Origin of the sequence: Holdemania filiformis DSM 12042, from assembly GCF_000157995.1 — a bacterium.
GTDB lineage: Bacteria > Bacillota_I > Bacilli_A > Erysipelotrichales > Erysipelotrichaceae > Holdemania > Holdemania filiformis.
Genome location: NZ_GG657553.1, coordinates 335,799 through 350,994, shown reverse-complemented (window position 1 = coordinate 350,994; position 15,196 = coordinate 335,799). Strand labels below are relative to the sequence as shown.

The 15,196-nt window shown below is 45.2% G+C and carries 13 protein-coding genes, 1 other RNA gene, 1 pseudogene and 1 other annotated feature; all 15 genes and pseudogenes read left to right on the top strand.

From position 1 onward, the window contains the following. Positions 1-295 (top strand): annotated as a pseudogene (locus HOLDEFILI_RS04035) (DNA topoisomerase IV subunit B); the annotation flags it as partial. 12 nt (positions 296-307) lie between these two features. Next, the gene (gyrA, locus tag HOLDEFILI_RS04030; RefSeq protein WP_006058176.1) at positions 308-2,857 is read left to right on the top strand and encodes a DNA gyrase subunit A; all 2,550 of its coding nucleotides are present in this window, start codon (positions 308-310) and stop codon (positions 2,855-2,857) included. A 302-nt stretch (positions 2,858-3,159) separates the two neighbouring features. Next, the gene (locus HOLDEFILI_RS04025; protein ID WP_006058174.1) at positions 3,160-4,140 is read left to right on the top strand and encodes a helix-turn-helix transcriptional regulator; all 981 of its coding nucleotides are present in this window, start codon (positions 3,160-3,162) and stop codon (positions 4,138-4,140) included. Positions 4,141-4,278: 138 nt separating this feature from the next. Beyond that, positions 4,279-4,480, top strand: a binding site (T-box leader). Between the two features lie 38 nt (positions 4,481-4,518). After that, the gene (gene serS / locus HOLDEFILI_RS04020) at positions 4,519-5,802 is read left to right on the top strand and encodes a serine--tRNA ligase (protein WP_006058173.1); all 1,284 of its coding nucleotides are present in this window, start codon (positions 4,519-4,521) and stop codon (positions 5,800-5,802) included. Between the two features lie 48 nt (positions 5,803-5,850). After that, complete coding sequence (locus HOLDEFILI_RS04015) at positions 5,851-6,276, top strand: N-acetyltransferase (RefSeq protein ID WP_006058172.1); 426 nt, start codon at positions 5,851-5,853, stop codon at positions 6,274-6,276. A 185-nt stretch (positions 6,277-6,461) separates the two neighbouring features. After that, positions 6,462-7,451, top strand: coding sequence for a C45 family autoproteolytic acyltransferase/hydrolase (locus tag HOLDEFILI_RS04010; protein ID WP_006058171.1), 990 nt, complete (start codon positions 6,462-6,464; stop codon positions 7,449-7,451). Between the two features lie 128 nt (positions 7,452-7,579). Beyond that, positions 7,580-7,888: a hypothetical protein gene (locus HOLDEFILI_RS04005; RefSeq protein WP_006058170.1), complete on the top strand. Its 309-nt coding sequence runs from the start codon at positions 7,580-7,582 to the stop codon at positions 7,886-7,888. A 176-nt stretch (positions 7,889-8,064) separates the two neighbouring features. Then, positions 8,065-8,162: signal recognition particle sRNA small type (ffs, locus tag HOLDEFILI_RS18190), an RNA gene on the top strand. A gap of 16 nt (positions 8,163-8,178) precedes the next feature. Further along, complete coding sequence (gene tadA, locus HOLDEFILI_RS04000) at positions 8,179-8,724, top strand: tRNA adenosine(34) deaminase TadA (RefSeq protein ID WP_006058168.1); 546 nt, start codon at positions 8,179-8,181, stop codon at positions 8,722-8,724. Positions 8,725-8,814: 90 nt separating this feature from the next. Beyond that, positions 8,815-10,656, top strand: coding sequence for a DNA polymerase III subunit gamma/tau (dnaX, locus tag HOLDEFILI_RS03995; RefSeq protein WP_006058167.1), 1,842 nt, complete (start codon positions 8,815-8,817; stop codon positions 10,654-10,656). A 3-nt stretch (positions 10,657-10,659) separates the two neighbouring features. Next, the gene (locus HOLDEFILI_RS03990) at positions 10,660-10,968 is read left to right on the top strand and encodes a YbaB/EbfC family nucleoid-associated protein (RefSeq protein WP_006058166.1); all 309 of its coding nucleotides are present in this window, start codon (positions 10,660-10,662) and stop codon (positions 10,966-10,968) included. A gap of 4 nt (positions 10,969-10,972) precedes the next feature. After that, on the top strand, positions 10,973-11,566 hold the full coding sequence (gene recR / locus HOLDEFILI_RS03985) for a recombination mediator RecR (RefSeq protein ID WP_006058165.1): 594 nt from the start codon (positions 10,973-10,975) through the stop codon (positions 11,564-11,566). A gap of 16 nt (positions 11,567-11,582) precedes the next feature. After that, a complete protein-coding gene (locus HOLDEFILI_RS03980) occupies positions 11,583-13,250 on the top strand; it encodes a formate--tetrahydrofolate ligase (protein ID WP_039863854.1) in 1,668 nt (555 codons plus the stop codon). 315 nt (positions 13,251-13,565) lie between these two features. Beyond that, positions 13,566-14,351: a PTS mannose/fructose/sorbose/N-acetylgalactosamine transporter subunit IIC gene (locus tag HOLDEFILI_RS03975; protein ID WP_006058162.1), complete on the top strand. Its 786-nt coding sequence runs from the start codon at positions 13,566-13,568 to the stop codon at positions 14,349-14,351. Further along, the gene (locus tag HOLDEFILI_RS03970; protein ID WP_006058161.1) at positions 14,341-15,180 is read left to right on the top strand and encodes a PTS system mannose/fructose/sorbose family transporter subunit IID; all 840 of its coding nucleotides are present in this window, start codon (positions 14,341-14,343) and stop codon (positions 15,178-15,180) included. The genes HOLDEFILI_RS03975 and HOLDEFILI_RS03970 overlap by 11 nt, the downstream gene beginning before the upstream one ends. Positions 15,181-15,196 lie beyond the last annotated feature (16 nt).

Here is a 15,196-nt window from a genome sequence, read left to right as displayed (position 1 = left end):
GATCCAGAAGGGTCAACAGGTCCGCTACGCCTATTCGGACGACGAGCTGAATAAGGCGAAAGGGGAAATGGGCGATCGGCTGAACATCCAGCGCTACAAAGGTTTAGGTGAAATGAATCCGGAACAGCTGTGGGAAACAACGATGGATCCGGAAGTCAGAACGCTGATTCAGGTGACGATTGAAGACGCGATGGACGCGGATGCCGTGTTCTCGATGCTGATGGGCGACGAAGTCGAACCGCGCCGCAATTTCATTCAGGAAAACGCGCATTTCGTCAAGAATTTGGATATTTAAGGAGGATCGTCGATGGATGAGAACAATTTTAATCACGGAAATATAAAAACAACCAATATTTCCAGTGAAATGCGGACATCCTTTCTGGATTACTCCATGTCCGTTATCGTGGCGCGAGCGCTGCCGGACGTCCGGGATGGGATGAAGCCGGTTCACCGCCGCATTTTGTACGCGATGAACGACTTAGGCATCGTCGCGGATAAGCCGCATAAGAAATCGGCACGTATCGTCGGTGAAGTCATCGGTAAATATCACCCGCACGGCGATACTGCGGTCTATGAAACGATGGTCCGAATGGCCCAGGATTTCAGCTACCGTTACCCGTTAGTCGACGGCCACGGCAACTTCGGTTCGGTCGACGGCGACGGCGCGGCGGCCATGCGATATACCGAAGCGCGTATGTCTAAAATTTCGATGGAGCTGCTGCGCGATATCAACAAAGATACTGTCGATTGGATGGATAACTACGATGGTGAGGAACATGAACCTGTGGTTCTGCCTTGCCGGTTCCCGAACTTATTAGTCAACGGCACAACCGGGATTGCCGTCGGCATGGCAACTAACATTCCGCCGCATAACCTCGGTGAAACGATCGACGCGGTTTTCGCGGTGATGGATAATCCAGATATCACGGTCATGGAATTGATGGAAGATTACATCAGCGGACCGGATTTTCCGACGGGCGGTTATATTTTAGGCCGTGCCGGCATAAAACAGGCGTATGAAACCGGCCGCGGATCGATCATGATCCGTTCCAAGGTCAAGGTCGAAGATATGCCCAACGGCAAAAAACAGATCATCGTTACGGAAATTCCGTATGTCGTCAACAAGGCGGCGCTGGTCGAGAAGATCGCCAGCCTGGTCCGTGAGAAAATCATCGAAGGGATCACCGACCTGCGTGACGAATCCAACATGGAAGGCATCCGCATCGTCATTGAGCTGCGAAAGGACGTACAGAGCGACGTCATCTTAAATCAGCTGTACCGCATGACCTCGCTGCAGACGTCGTTTGGCGTGAATATGATCGTCTTGGTGGACAACGCTCCGCAGCAGCTGGGCTTGAAGGATGTCTTAAAATGCTATCTCGATCACCAGATCGACGTTACGGTGCGCCGGACACGCTTTGAATTGAAGAAAGCGGAGGATCGTGCGCATATCTTGGAAGGCTTGAAGATTGCACTGGATCACATTGACGCGATCATCAGCCTGATCCGCAGTTCCAAGGATACTTCCATCGCCATGAACGGTTTGATGGAAAACTTCGGCCTGAGTGAAATCCAGGCGAAAGCGATTTTGGATATGCAGTTTAGACGTCTGACTGGTTTGGAACGGCAGAAAATTGAAGAAGAGTATGACAGCTTGATGGCGCAGATTACCGATTTGAAGGATATTCTGAACAATCACAGCCGCGTCCTGGAAATCATCCGTTCAGAATTGACTGAGATTAAAGAAAAGTACAACGACAAGCGCCGTTCCGAAATCATCGACGCTGAAATTGATATGCAGGATGAAGATCTGATTCCGCAGGAAGACGTCGTGATCACAATGACGGTCAACGGCTATGTCAAGCGGATTCCTGTCGATACTTACCGGCTGCAGAACCGCGGCGGCAAAGGCATCAAGGGTATGAGCATGCATGAAGATGATATTGTCGATCAGTTCCTGACGATGATGACGCACGATTACCTGTTGATGTTCACGAACCAGGGTAAAGTTTACCGGATCAAGGGCTACCAGGTTCCGCTGGCTTCCCGGACTTCCAAGGGCATTCCGATTGTCAACCTGTTGAATCTGGATAAGGATGAAAAGGTGCTGGCGATGGTGCCGGTGGAACGCGAAAATTCGCCGGCGAAGTTCTTGTTCTTCGTAACGGCTCAGGGTATCGTCAAACGTGTGCCGATAGAAGAATTTGAGAATATCCGTCAGTCGGGCAAGATTGCGATCAATCTGCGCGAGGGTGACGAACTGATCAGCGCGAAACCGACGACCGGCAGCAGTCAGATTCTGATTGCTGCGGCCAATGGCCAGGCGATTCGTTTCAATGAAACCGACGTCCGTCCAATGGGCCGGACCGCGACCGGCGTGAAGGGCTTCAATGTCAATGGCAGCCGGGTGATCGGCATGACAACTGACTTTGAAGGTCAGTACATCCTGTCTGTTACGGAAAAGGGTTATGGTAAGAAATCCAAGCTGGAGGATTACCGCATGACCAACCGCGGCGGCAAGGGAGTAAAGACGATTCAGGTTACGGATAAGAACGGACCGTTAGTCTTCTTACGCGCGGTCAACGGTGATGAAGACTGCCTGATTATGACCAACGAGGGCATCGTCATCCGAATCAGTCTGGAGAAAGTTTCGGTTTACAGCCGGAATACGCAGGGCGTGAAGTTAATTTCTGTGGAAGACAATCAGACCGTTTCTACGGTAGCGATTGTATATAAATCGGAAGATGATGAGGAAACAGAAGGCGATAATGAAAACGGCGAGCTGAATCAGACAACCGATCAGGAAACAGCCGGAATTCAGGAAGAAGATGCTCAGACTGAGGAAAATGCTGAGTAGATAACGTTAGAAACAAAGCTAACAGATGAGAGAAAAAGCTATATTACTTAGTAGATATAGCTTTTTTTCAATTTATTTATCATACATATTGTTGGAAAAAGAAGAATTGAACGAAGGCCTGTAAAAAGAAATAAGAAACAATAGATAAATAGAAAATAATTCAAGTTATTCAAAAGTTGAAAAGATGAGGAAAACAAAGCCGGAAAAAGAACTCGGGTAGATAAAGAAGGCAATTCAGATCAAGCGGAAAGCCTTCTGATTTTCTATAATACAGTTAAAGCAGCGGAAGGAGAAAGAACGTGATGTTTGAATGGCAAAGACAAATTCAGCAGGTCGTCGATGAAATCGACGAGGAAATTAAGAAACAGAGTAATGAAGATTTAACTCTGGCTAATTTGTCGAAACGATCAGGATATTCTGAATTTTATATGACGCGGAAATTCAAAGCTATATCGGGAATGTCGTTCCGGGATTATTTGCGGTATCGGAAACTGGCGTTTGCTTTAAAAGAAGTGCGCGATAGTGAGAAAAGCATGCTTGAAATTGCTTTGAATTATGGTTTTTCTTCTCATGAAGCGTTTACCCGTTCATTCAAGCATACCTACGGTGTATCGCCCAGCGACTATCGGAAGCGACCGAAACCTGTCGTTCTGCGCACTAAAATCAATCCGTTTGACCGCTACTTTTTAGGATTAGGAGAAATCGGTATGATGAAAACAACAGAAGACTTGAAGATTTACTTTGTTACAATTCCAGCTCATAAATTCCTGTATATCAAAAATTATGAAAGTAATGGATATTGGGATTTTTGGCAGAAACAAAATTTGATTTCAGGACAGGATCAGGCAACAATCTGCGGTTTACTGGACAGTATTAAAGGAAAACTGGATGATGACGGAGGCAGTGAAACAAACAGCGGCAGCGGACAGGTCATGGCTTATATGAATGATCCAAAAGGCCGGCTGTGTGATTGGGGATTTCCTCGAACAGAATGTTACGGCGTGCGGCTTCCTGCAGATTATCATGGTGAAGTTCCTCCGCAAATGATTTTAACAGAGATTCCTGAAGGGGAATATCTCGTATTTGAACATGGACCGTTTAATTATGAACAGGAAAACCGGAGTATTGAGGAACAAGTTGAAAAAGCAATGGCTGAATTTGATTTCAGTGAAACGGAATATTGTTATGATACAACGACGCCGGGTCGGATTCTTTATTTTTACTTCAATCCGGAGCAAACCTGGAAATATATCCGGCCAGTTCATAAAGTATTAGAGTCATGAACTTAGAAATTAGATAAAACAGGTTTAATTAAGGTTTATTTTCTTTGTTTCAAGCCAAACTGAAGGGAAAGGAACTAGAAACGCATTGGTTTTGTTTTATCCATTGACAAAAAAATGTGGCTTGATTAAAATGAAGATGTTAAAACGTAGATGAGGACAAGTAAGTACAAGATTTTCTCAAGAGAAACAGTGGTTGGTGAGAACTGTTGTGAATCCGTACTGAAATCCACCTCGGAGTGAAAGTAAACCTTTCCGGTTATCGCCGTTAACGATTCAAGCGACTGATGTTTCACGTGAAACATCAGTAATTAGGGTGGCAACACGAGGCATCGTCCCTGACTGGGCGGGCCTTTTTTATGTTAAAAGGAGGAAATAGTTATGCTGGACATCAATTTGTTGCGTACAAATCCAGAAGTAGTCAAAGAAAACATTAAAAAGAAGTTTCAGAATCAGAAGTTGGAATTAGTCGATAAGGTTGTTGAATTAGATCGGCAGTTCCGAAAAGCAAAAACCGACGGCGATAGTCTGCGGGGACAGCGGAATGCCATCAGTAAGCAGATCGGCGGCTTCATGAAGCAGGGATTAAAGGATAAAGCGGAAGAAGCGAAGAAAGAAGTCGCTAATATTGCGAAACAACTGGCTGATCTGGAAGTGAAGGAAGAAGAATTAGCGGCGGAGATCAAAAAGATTATGCTTGTGCTGCCGAATATCATTGATGAAACAGTACCGATTGGCAAAGATGATAGTGAAAACGTTGAAATTGAGAAATTCGGCGAGCCAGTTGTTCCTGATTATGAGATTCCTTATCATACGGACATCATGGAGTCGTTTGATGGAATTGATCTGGACAGTGCCCGGAAAACAAGTGGAAATGGTTTCTACTATTTAAAAGGCGATATTGCCCGTCTGCATTCCGCAATTCTGTCCTATGCGCGGGATTTCATGATCGATCGTGGCTTTACCTATTACATCCCGCCGTTTATGATTCGCAGCGATGTGGTCACAGGCGTCATGAGCTTTGCGGAAATGGAAAACATGATGTATAAAATCGAAGGGGAAGACCTGTATTTGATTGGTACCAGCGAACATTCCATGATTGGTAAGTTCATTGATACGATTATTGATGAAGAACAGCTTCCGCAGACGCTGACGTCTTATTCCCCATGCTTCCGTAAAGAAGTAGGGGCGCACGGCATTGAAGAACGCGGTGTTTATCGGATTCATCAGTTTGAAAAACAGGAAATGATCGTTGTCTGCAAGCCGGAAGATTCTAAACACTGGTATGATCAGTTGTGGAAGAACTCGGTCGATTTCTTCCGTTCGCTGGATATTCCGGTCAGAACGCTGGAATGCTGCTCGGGCGACCTGGCGGATCTGAAAGTAAAGAGCTGCGACGTCGAAGCCTGGTCTCCGCGTCAGAAGAAGTATTTTGAAGTTGGAAGCTGTTCCAATCTGGGCGATGCGCAGGCTCGTCGTTTAGGCATTCGTATTCAGGGTAAAGAAGGCAAGTATTTTGCACACACTTTGAACAACACGGTGGTTGCGCCGCCTAGAATGCTGATCGCTTTCCTGGAAAACAATTTAAACGCTGACGGGACGGTAAATATTCCTGAACCGTTAAGAATGTATATGGGCGGAAAGACTAAAATCGAGAAAAAATAGTGATGAAGGGGGAAATCAAACCCCTTTTTCATTGATAAGGAGGAAAAAATGTTAAGAAAGATGAAAACAGACGATCTTGATCCTGTCATTCAGATCTGGTTGGAAAGCAATCGGCAGGCTCATTCGTTTATTGAAGCCGATTATTGGGAGAAAAATAAAGAAGAAGTGAGGAAAATGCTTCCCCATAGTCTTATTCAAGTTGCGGAGATTGAGGGTAATATCGTCGGTTTCATTGGAATGAATGAAACCAAGATCGAAGGTTTATTTGTGAATTGCAACTTTCAATCAAGAGGGATTGGACATTCTTTGATTGAATGGGCAAAGACAAGAAACGAAGTGTTGACGCTGAACGTATATCAAAAGAATCAGAGAGCCTTGAAATTTTATCTTAAGGAAGGTTTCGTCATTCATGAACAGCTTATTGATGAGGAAACAGGCGAAATCGAGTTTCTCATGCAATGGAAACGTTCATAATCGAGGAATGCCGTTACAAACAGTCAGTTTGAATGTTTCACGTGAAACATCAGAATAAGATAAGTGAATTTTCGGAAAAGTAAAAGAAAATTAAGAATAAAATTTAAGCATAGACAAGTAATTTTTATTCAATTATCCTAATTGTGGGGTTGGCGCCAGCTCCTGAAATCAGGAGAGAATAGAAGATGAACAATTTAAATTTAGTTGGAACTCCGCGAGAGATTGGTTTTCAATATGGAAAATATTTTGCGGAACAAGGCGTTAATCTGTCCTCAATGTTGCCTTCCGGTACGAAAGAACGAAAAGAGTACAGTGAATCCGTAAAATTCCTGTATAAATCTGATTATCCGGCGATTCTGGAAGAAATTGAAGGAGTGGCGCAGGGAAACGGATGCGATGCGGAGGCATTGACTCAATTCTTATTAAGTATGTATGTTTATACCGCAATGAATTTCTGTACCTGTATTACAGGATTAGATCATCGCGGCCATCTCTTATTAGGAAGAAACAGTGATTTTTTGACAGCGATGCAGACGATGTATAGTCATTGTGTCATTAAACCAACGTCAGGCTATGCTTTTACAGGAAACACAACGGCTTTTGTTGAAATGGAAGACGGAATGAATGAAAAAGGCTTCGCAGTTGGACTGACTTTTATTTACAGCGCACAAAAACATAGCGGCTTAAACGCTGGAATGATCGTCAGGATCTTATTAGAGCACTGTGCGAGCGTGGATGAAGCAATTGCTATGCTCAAAAAGATGAAGATTGGTTCATCTCAGGTCTTAACGATGGCCGACTGCACAGGAAACAAAGCGGTTGTTGAATGCAGTGCTCAGCATATTGAGATCATTCAATCTCATCCTATCTTATACGCAGTAAATCAGTTTGTCAGCGATGTCATGAAACCCTATAATCCAAGGAATATTGATGATATGGAATCAGGACTGCGATTGAAAACGTGTCAGAAAGCCTTTCAACATCAAAATGTGCTAAGTATGGAATACTTAAAATACGTATTAATGGGAAAACAAGGATTTCTATGTCAATATGACCGCAAACGCGGCGGAGATACAGTCTGGTCTGTGATTTATGATCTCAATGATGAGAAAATCCAGTTTTGTGATGGCAATCCATCAAGAGAAGCTTATGAGACAATTAAAATTGATTTTTAAGCTTAAAGTATAACTGAAGACATTTAAAGACTACGTCTTTATCAATAGTCTTCTGTAACTGTTGATTAAACAAAGTTTAATAGAAAGAATGCGAACTTGTTAGTTTATATCAAAGGAAAGGTGTTTTTATGAAAGATAACAAAGTCATCCTATCCGAAGTGTTCTTTTATTCCAACAAGCGCCAATATCTGCCAGTCGTAGGATACCGGCCCGATGCCCTGTTCGAAGGGCAGAATCCGGATGAATACTGGGGTATTACCTTTACGGATTGTTCTATATCAGAATTTGATACATGGACGACAGCGGAAATCAAATTTACTTTTCAGGACAGTCACTATGATCAGGTGAAGGAGGGTCAAACGTTTCAGATCATGGAAGGAAGAAACGCAGTCGGGGTGGGAAAAGTCATCCGAGTTGTGAATGACAAAGATCAATAAGAATAATCATATATAACGGATAAATGATTTGAAATTGATTAAACAACAGAATATTTTCTTTGAATTCATCTGGAATGTTTCACATGAAACATTCAAAATTTTCTCATTAAGGCTTATGAAGAGTTTGTGTCAAAAAAGCCAGGCAGTCACTTGCGGTTTAAGCAAGGATTGAGTATAATAATAAACGGTACAACAAACATATTTGAACCTGGTCAGGACCGGAAGGTAGCAGCCATAAGAATCCCTGTTTGTGTGTACCCTTTTTATTTTCTTGAATCGAGGTTCAGAATATGGCGGAAAACAGTAAAAGTAAAAATGATGAATACTTCATGCGTCAGGCGATCAAAGAAGCCAGAAAAGCAGAAGCTTTGGACGAAGTTCCTATCGGAGCAGTTCTTGTCCATGATGGAAAGATCCTTGCACGGGGCCATAATCTGCGGGAAAAGAAGCAATCATCCCTGGCTCATGCGGAAATCGTCGCAATTGAGAAAGCCTGCCGGAAAACCGGATCCTGGCGTCTGGAAGACTGTGTCCTTTACGTTACGCTGGAACCTTGCCCGATGTGCGCCGGGGCGATTCTTCAGTCGCGGATCGCAAAGGTGGTATACGGCGCTGCGGATCCGAAGGGCGGAAGCGTCGGAACATGTTTTAACCTTTATGATATCCCTGGTTTTAATCATTATCCCGAAGTGCTGGGCGGAGTGCTGAGCGTTGACTGCGCCATGCTTCTTAAAACCTTTTTCAAACAAAAAAGAATAAAGAAAAACGCACAGAAAGAACAAAAATCCGCAGCGTCTTCCATTCCGGGACAAGCCTGTCAGGACGCCAAAAAATAACAGAAACGAATATCGTAAAAAAATGGGTTTTCATTTTAATGACGGCTCATTTTTGTTATAATAAGTAAGTCAGCGAAGGAGGAATCAGGCATGAGTTATAAAGCGTTATATCGGACTTACCGACCATCCTCCTTTGAAGAAGTCGTAGGTCAGCAGCACATTGTCACTACGCTGAAAAACGCGGTAAAACAAAATAAAATAGCCCACGCGTATTTATTCTGCGGCCCACGCGGAACCGGAAAAACAACAATCGCCAAGCTGTTAGCGAAAGCGGTGAACTGTGAAGATCAACAGAATGCGCCATGCAATCAGTGCCGCAGCTGTTTGGCAATTCAACAGGGCAATCATCCCGATATTGTGGAAATTGACGCCGCTTCCAACAATGGCGTTGACGAAGTCCGCGAACTGATTGAAAAAGTAAAATACGCACCGCTGGAAGGGCGCTATAAAGTCTATATCATCGACGAAGTTCACATGATGTCTTCCGGCGCCTTTAACGCTCTGTTAAAAACATTGGAAGAACCCCCGTCCCACGTTATCTTCATTCTGGCAACGACAGAACCGCAGAAAGTCCTGCCGACAATCATTTCGCGGTGTCAGCGCTATGATTTCTCAAAAGTCGGTCAAAATGAGATCATCACACGCGTTCGCTGCGTTCTGGAACAAGAACACATCGAATGTGAGGATGAAGCGCTGCGATTAGTCGCTCAGCTGGCTGACGGCGGAATGCGCGATGCCTTGAGCATCATGGATCAATGCATTGCGTATGCACAGAATCACATCACTGCCGCACATGTGAATGAAATTTACGGGATCACGACCGTGAGTGAGAAGATCGAGATGCTTCAGTGGATTTTCCAGCATCAGGCTCAGTCTTTGTTGGAGAAAATCCGCCTGCTGAACGAAAAAGGCGTCGATATTAAACGTTTGACTTCCGATCTGATCGAAATCCTGAAAGAGTGCGTCATTTTCATTTATACTCAGGATGTTACGTTATTAAATAAGATTAATGAAACAGAAGCCAATGCGATCATCAACGGAAAAAGCTCGCGCGATTTATTAGCGCTGATCGATATCTTGATGGAAACCTTGGAAAAATACCGCACTGCCAGCAGCGCTGCTTCCTATTTTGAGGTTGCGGTATTGAAAATGATGGCAGAATTGGATCAATCCCGGCGCACCGCTGCGGTGATTCCGCCTGTTTATTCCCAGCCGGCGACAGCTCCGTCAATTCCAGCTTCGCCTCAGGCCTCAACGGGAAAGCCTCGGCCGGAAGTGCAGAGCGAATCAACGCTGATGCCGGAGGAAGCCGATTTGACAGAAGATACGCTGCCATTAGAAATGATGCCGCCGCTTCCGGCACCGCCGGAAGAAACCGGACGTGTAATCCAGGAAAAAACGGTTGAAGTCCATCCGGAGTTCGAAATTCAACCGTTGGATTATGAATTTGTGATGCAGCTCTTAGCGGGCGCAAATAAAGAAATGCGGATGAAGGATGAAAATCAGTGGAAGCTGATCGATCAGAAATGCCGCGACCGCGATCTCAACTGTGCGCGGATTGCCAATCTTCTGCGGAACGGACGCATTGTGGCGTGCGGAGAAAATTACATCCTGATCTGCGTATCCTATCAGGCGCTGGCCAACCAGATCAACGATCCGGCCATGAAGTCGCAGATCAACCGCTTTTGTTACGAAAATTTAGAAATCAGAAAACAACTCTTTGCGATTACGCAGGAACAGTTTAAAATAGAAACGAACGATTTCCTCGCCCGCTCACGCAGCGGAACTCTGCCGGAACCCGCACATGTAGCGCCGGTTGAAATTTGCGAGGAAGCAGGCAATACAGAGAAAACCGAGCCGGAACAAGGTGTCGTTGAGAAACTGTACAATTTGTTCGGGACCGAGAATGTCGAAATCATCGAGGAGGAATAACAAATGAACATTCAACATTTATTAAAGCAGGCGCAGCAGATGCAGAATCAGATCGGCAAGGTCGAAAAAGAGATCGAAGCCACAGAATATACGGCAACGGCCGGCGGCGACGCGGTGAAAGTCACGCTGACGGGAAAGATGGAAGTAACCAGTATTGAGATCAGCGAAGATCTGTTGACTGCGGATTCCAGGGAAATGCTTCAGGATACCATGATGATTGCGGTGAATGCCGCTTTAGCCGCCGCGGTAAAAGATAAAGAAGAACGCATGAATAAGATTACGCAGGGCGTGAAGATGCCGGGAGCTTTCTGATTGCATGTATCCGAAGTCATTTGAACGACTGATCGAATGCTTTCAGCTGCTGCCGGGCGTGGGCGCCAAAACGGCCGAACGCTACGCCTTTACGATGCTCGATGCACCGCAGGAACAGATTGATTTGTTTGCGCAGGCGTTAATCAGCTGCAAGAACGATATTAAGCGCTGCCGGATCTGCGGCAATATCAGCGATCAGGACGAATGTCCGATCTGTCAGAATGAGGATCGCAATTCCCGGATGATCTGTGTTGTGCAGTCGCCGAAGGATGTGATCGCCATGGAGAAAATGCAGGAATACGCCGGCGTTTACCATGTGCTGAACGGTTTGATTTCCACATCGAAGGGGATCATGCCGGAAGACCTGAATATTGACGCGCTGCTGGAGCGGATTACACCGGAAACGGAAGAAGTGATCATCGCCACCAACGCGACCATTGAAGGAGAAACCACCGCACTGTATTTAGATAAGCTGCTTTCCGGAAAGGGCGTGCTCGTTACCCGGATCGCCCATGGTCTGCCGATGGGCGGACATCTGGACTATGCTGATGAACTGACGCTCATTAAAGCGTTTGAAGGGCGTAAAAGCCTTAAATAAGAGAGAAGGGGTTAAGATGAAAACAGATTTACAAATCGCACAGGAAAACACGATGGACAATATCGAGAAAATTGCGAGAAAGGCCAAAATTGATCCTGATTACCTCGAAGTGTATGGCAAAAACAAAGCGAAAATCGATTTAAAAATCATGGATAAAATCGCGGATAACCGCAACGGTAAGCTGATTTTGGTGACGGCGATCAATCCGACGAAAGCCGGCGAAGGCAAATCGACGACTACGATCGGATTGGTCGATGGTCTGGCTCAGATCAATAAAATGGTTATCGGCTGTCTGCGCGAGCCTTCTCTGGGGCCAGTTTTCGGCTTAAAAGGCGGTGCGACCGGCGGCGGATATGCCCAGGTGGTGCCGATGGAAGAAATCAATCTGCATTTTACCGGTGATATGCACGCGATTACAGCGGCCAATAACCTGATCAGCGCCGTGCTGGACAATCACATTTATCAGGGCAATGAACTGAACATCGATCCGACGAAGGTCGTCTGGAAGCGCTGCCTGGATATGAATGACCGGACGCTGCGCAGCATTACGATCGCCCAGGATAAGAAAACCAACGGTGTGGAACGCAAAGACGGATTCATCATCACAGTCGCGACGGAAATCATGGCGATCATGTGCCTGTCCAAAGATCTTCAGGACTTTGAAAAGCGCGTCAGTCAGGCGGTTGTCGCTTATACCTATGACGATCAGCCGGTCACGGTCGGCGATCTTCAGGTTGAAGGCGCAGTCACGCTGGTCATGAAGGAAGCCTTGAAACCGAACCTCGTGCAAACGCTGGAAAAAACGCCGGTGTTCATCCACGGCGGGCCGTTTGCGAACATCGCTCATGGATGCAACAGCCTGATCGCCACCCGGATGGCGCTGAAGCTTTCGGATTATGTCGTTACAGAAGCCGGCTTCGGTGCGGATTTGGGCGCAGAGAAATTCTTTGATATCAAATGCCGCTACGGTCAGCTGAAACCGAATGCGGTCGTCATTGTCGCAACGGCCAGAGCGCTGAAGCTGCACGGCGGTGTTCCGGCGGATCAGCTGAAAGAAGAAAATGTTCCGGCCATTCTGGAAGGCATCAAAAACCTGGAAAAGCATATCGAATCCATTAAGCAATACCGGGTGCCGTATATCGTCGCGATCAACAAGTTCAGCGCGGATACACAGGCGGAAGTCAACGCGATTCTGCAATGGTGCAAAGAGAACGGTCATCGCGTCGTCTTATCCGATGCCTGGGCCAGCGGCGGAGCGGGAGCCGTGGATCTGGCGCAGGAAGTCGTCAGAATGTGTGAAGAAGACTCCAAATTTGAACCGTTGTATGATCTCGATCTGTCTTTGGAAGAAAAGATCGAAACGATCGTTCGGAAGATTTACGGCGGCCGTTCGGTCATCTTCAGCGACCGGGCAAAAGCTCAGCTGGAAGAATTCAAGCAGGCCGGTTGGGATAAGCTGCCGGTATGCATGGCGAAAACTCCGAATTCACTGACGGATGACGCGAAGATTGTCGGCCGGCCGACGGGTTTTGATATCCATGTTCAGGAACTGCGGATTTCCGCGGGCGCAGGCTTCGTCGTTGTCCTGACGGGAAATATCATGACGATGCCAGGCTTGCCGAAGGATCCGGCGGCGCTCCACATGGGCATCAATGAAAAGGGTATTTCCTACGGAATTTTCTAAGTTTCAAAAACTGCGGTCAGAAATTACACAAGCCTAGGATAAAATTCATTACAAACGAGATGAAGTTGTGAAAAACAGCCTCATCTTTTTTTATAATTTAAACTTGAAAATAAATCAAGTTTTTAGCAAATTACATCAAATTGGTAAAGATTACCTTGAAGACAAATTAGATACAAATAATAGATAGTTCTGTAATTCTGTATTCTCTCCCCTTATGCTGAAAGTAGAAAAAGGCTGGATTGAAAGGAGGAAAGATAAATAAATTAAGCCGTTTGCTACAACATTGCTGGTTATAAGAAAAGGGAGGGATTATTAATGACCACGATACAAATTATACTGCTGACTCTTTTATCAGGCTTGATCATGATCGATTTCATGTCAGCTCATCTGACTGTCTGCAACACAATTACAACAGGAATCGTCGCTGGCGTAATCATGGGCAATCCGACATTAGGTCTGATTGTCGGCGCAACGCTACAATCCTATGCTTTAGGTTTGAATTACTTCGGCGGCGCTTCAATTCCAAACTATCAGGTTGCTTCCATCATCGTTGTCGCGCTGTGTGGAGGAAATTTGGCGAATGTTCCTGAAACAATTGCTTTGATTGGAATCCCTGTAGCTGCATTAACGGTTCAGTTGGATGTTGTCGGTCGTGTACTCAACAGTTTTTGGCAGCATCAAGTAGACGCAGTAGTGCCAACAGGGAATATTCATCAGATTATGCTTCGGAATGCCGGTGGATTTCTGACTTGGTCTTTGACCCGAATGATTCCTGTTCTGATCTGCTTATTGATAGGGCCGAGCTTGGTTGAACAATTAAACCAAATTATGCCGGTCTGGCTTCTTAATGGACTGTCGATTGCCAGTGGAGTCTTTCCAGCCATCGGTTTTACAATTTTGCTGAAATATATGCCGCTGAAAGGAAATATCCAGTATTTAATCCTTGGATTTATTCTTGCTGCCTGCTTCAACGCTTCGACAATTGCGGTTGCTGCTATCGGTTTAGCTATTGCGCTGTTTGTTTACAGTCTGGATAAAAACAATAAAAAGCTCCAGCCGGAAATCGGTTTTAATGAGGAGGGTGACAACTATGACGAATGAAGTTGAAATGCAAAAAAACACAATCGTAAATAAGAAATTCTCGGATCAGGAACTTTATCGGATTACATGGCGGTGGTCATTATTCCTGGCAACGATTTGGAATTATGAAAAGATGGAAGCTGCCGGCTATTTAATTACGATGGCTCCTGCTCTGGATAAGCTTTATAAAGATAACGAATCAGCTCGTCTGCATGCTTATGAAGTCGAATCTCAGTTCTTTAACTGTGAAACGAATCTGGCGGCAATCATTTTCGGAATGGATTTAGCGGTTCAGGATGAATTTGGAGAAGATGGGTTGGAAATGGCTCAGGCGATAAAAACATCCTTAATGGGGCCATTTTCCGGTATTGGCGATACCCTGTTTTCCAGCGTTATTGATGTTATCTTCGGTTCGATTGCTGTTACCACGGGTTTACAGGGAAATTACATTGGTATTTTGTTATGGGAAGTCTGGATGTTCTTCGCGCCTTTTGTTCTTCGTCCATGGCTGTGCCGTTTAGGCTATCGTGAAGGCTTAAAACTGACAACCAGTTTGAATGACAGTCTGTCAGAATTGACAAAGTGCGGAAGCATTCTGGGATTAACTGTCATCGGCGCAATGATTGCAACAATGGTTAATATTAAGTTTGGAACAATTAATTTCGGTCAATTCACCTTTAACGTACAGACTCAGCTCTTTGATGCAATCATGCCGAAGGCCGGATCCGCTATTGTGGCTTTCCTGTGCTATAAATTTCTGGATAAATACGGGATGAAATCAGCCCGTTTGATCTATATCGCAATTCTGATATGTATCCTGTTTTCCTTCTTCGGCATTTTAACCGTTTAAGTAAAAAATAAAGTGT

Excerpts from the sequence above, each read along its gene's own strand:
- gyrA (WP_006058176.1), top strand. The coding sequence starts at position 308 with ATGGATGAGAACAATTTTAATCACGGAAATATAAAAACAACCAATATT.
- HOLDEFILI_RS04025 (WP_006058174.1), top strand. The coding sequence starts at position 3,160 with ATGTTTGAATGGCAAAGACAAATTCAGCAGGTCGTCGATGAAATCGAC.
- serS (WP_006058173.1), top strand. The coding sequence starts at position 4,519 with ATGCTGGACATCAATTTGTTGCGTACAAATCCAGAAGTAGTCAAAGAA.
- HOLDEFILI_RS04015 (WP_006058172.1), top strand. The coding sequence starts at position 5,851 with ATGTTAAGAAAGATGAAAACAGACGATCTTGATCCTGTCATTCAGATC.
- HOLDEFILI_RS04010 (WP_006058171.1), top strand. The coding sequence starts at position 6,462 with ATGAACAATTTAAATTTAGTTGGAACTCCGCGAGAGATTGGTTTTCAA.
- HOLDEFILI_RS04005 (WP_006058170.1), top strand. The coding sequence starts at position 7,580 with ATGAAAGATAACAAAGTCATCCTATCCGAAGTGTTCTTTTATTCCAAC.
- tadA (WP_006058168.1), top strand. The coding sequence starts at position 8,179 with ATGGCGGAAAACAGTAAAAGTAAAAATGATGAATACTTCATGCGTCAG.
- dnaX (WP_006058167.1), top strand. The coding sequence starts at position 8,815 with ATGAGTTATAAAGCGTTATATCGGACTTACCGACCATCCTCCTTTGAA.
- HOLDEFILI_RS03990 (WP_006058166.1), top strand. The coding sequence starts at position 10,660 with ATGAACATTCAACATTTATTAAAGCAGGCGCAGCAGATGCAGAATCAG.
- recR (WP_006058165.1), top strand. The coding sequence starts at position 10,973 with ATGTATCCGAAGTCATTTGAACGACTGATCGAATGCTTTCAGCTGCTG.
- HOLDEFILI_RS03980 (WP_039863854.1), top strand. The coding sequence starts at position 11,583 with ATGAAAACAGATTTACAAATCGCACAGGAAAACACGATGGACAATATC.
- HOLDEFILI_RS03975 (WP_006058162.1), top strand. The coding sequence starts at position 13,566 with ATGACCACGATACAAATTATACTGCTGACTCTTTTATCAGGCTTGATC.
- HOLDEFILI_RS03970 (WP_006058161.1), top strand. The coding sequence starts at position 14,341 with ATGACGAATGAAGTTGAAATGCAAAAAAACACAATCGTAAATAAGAAA.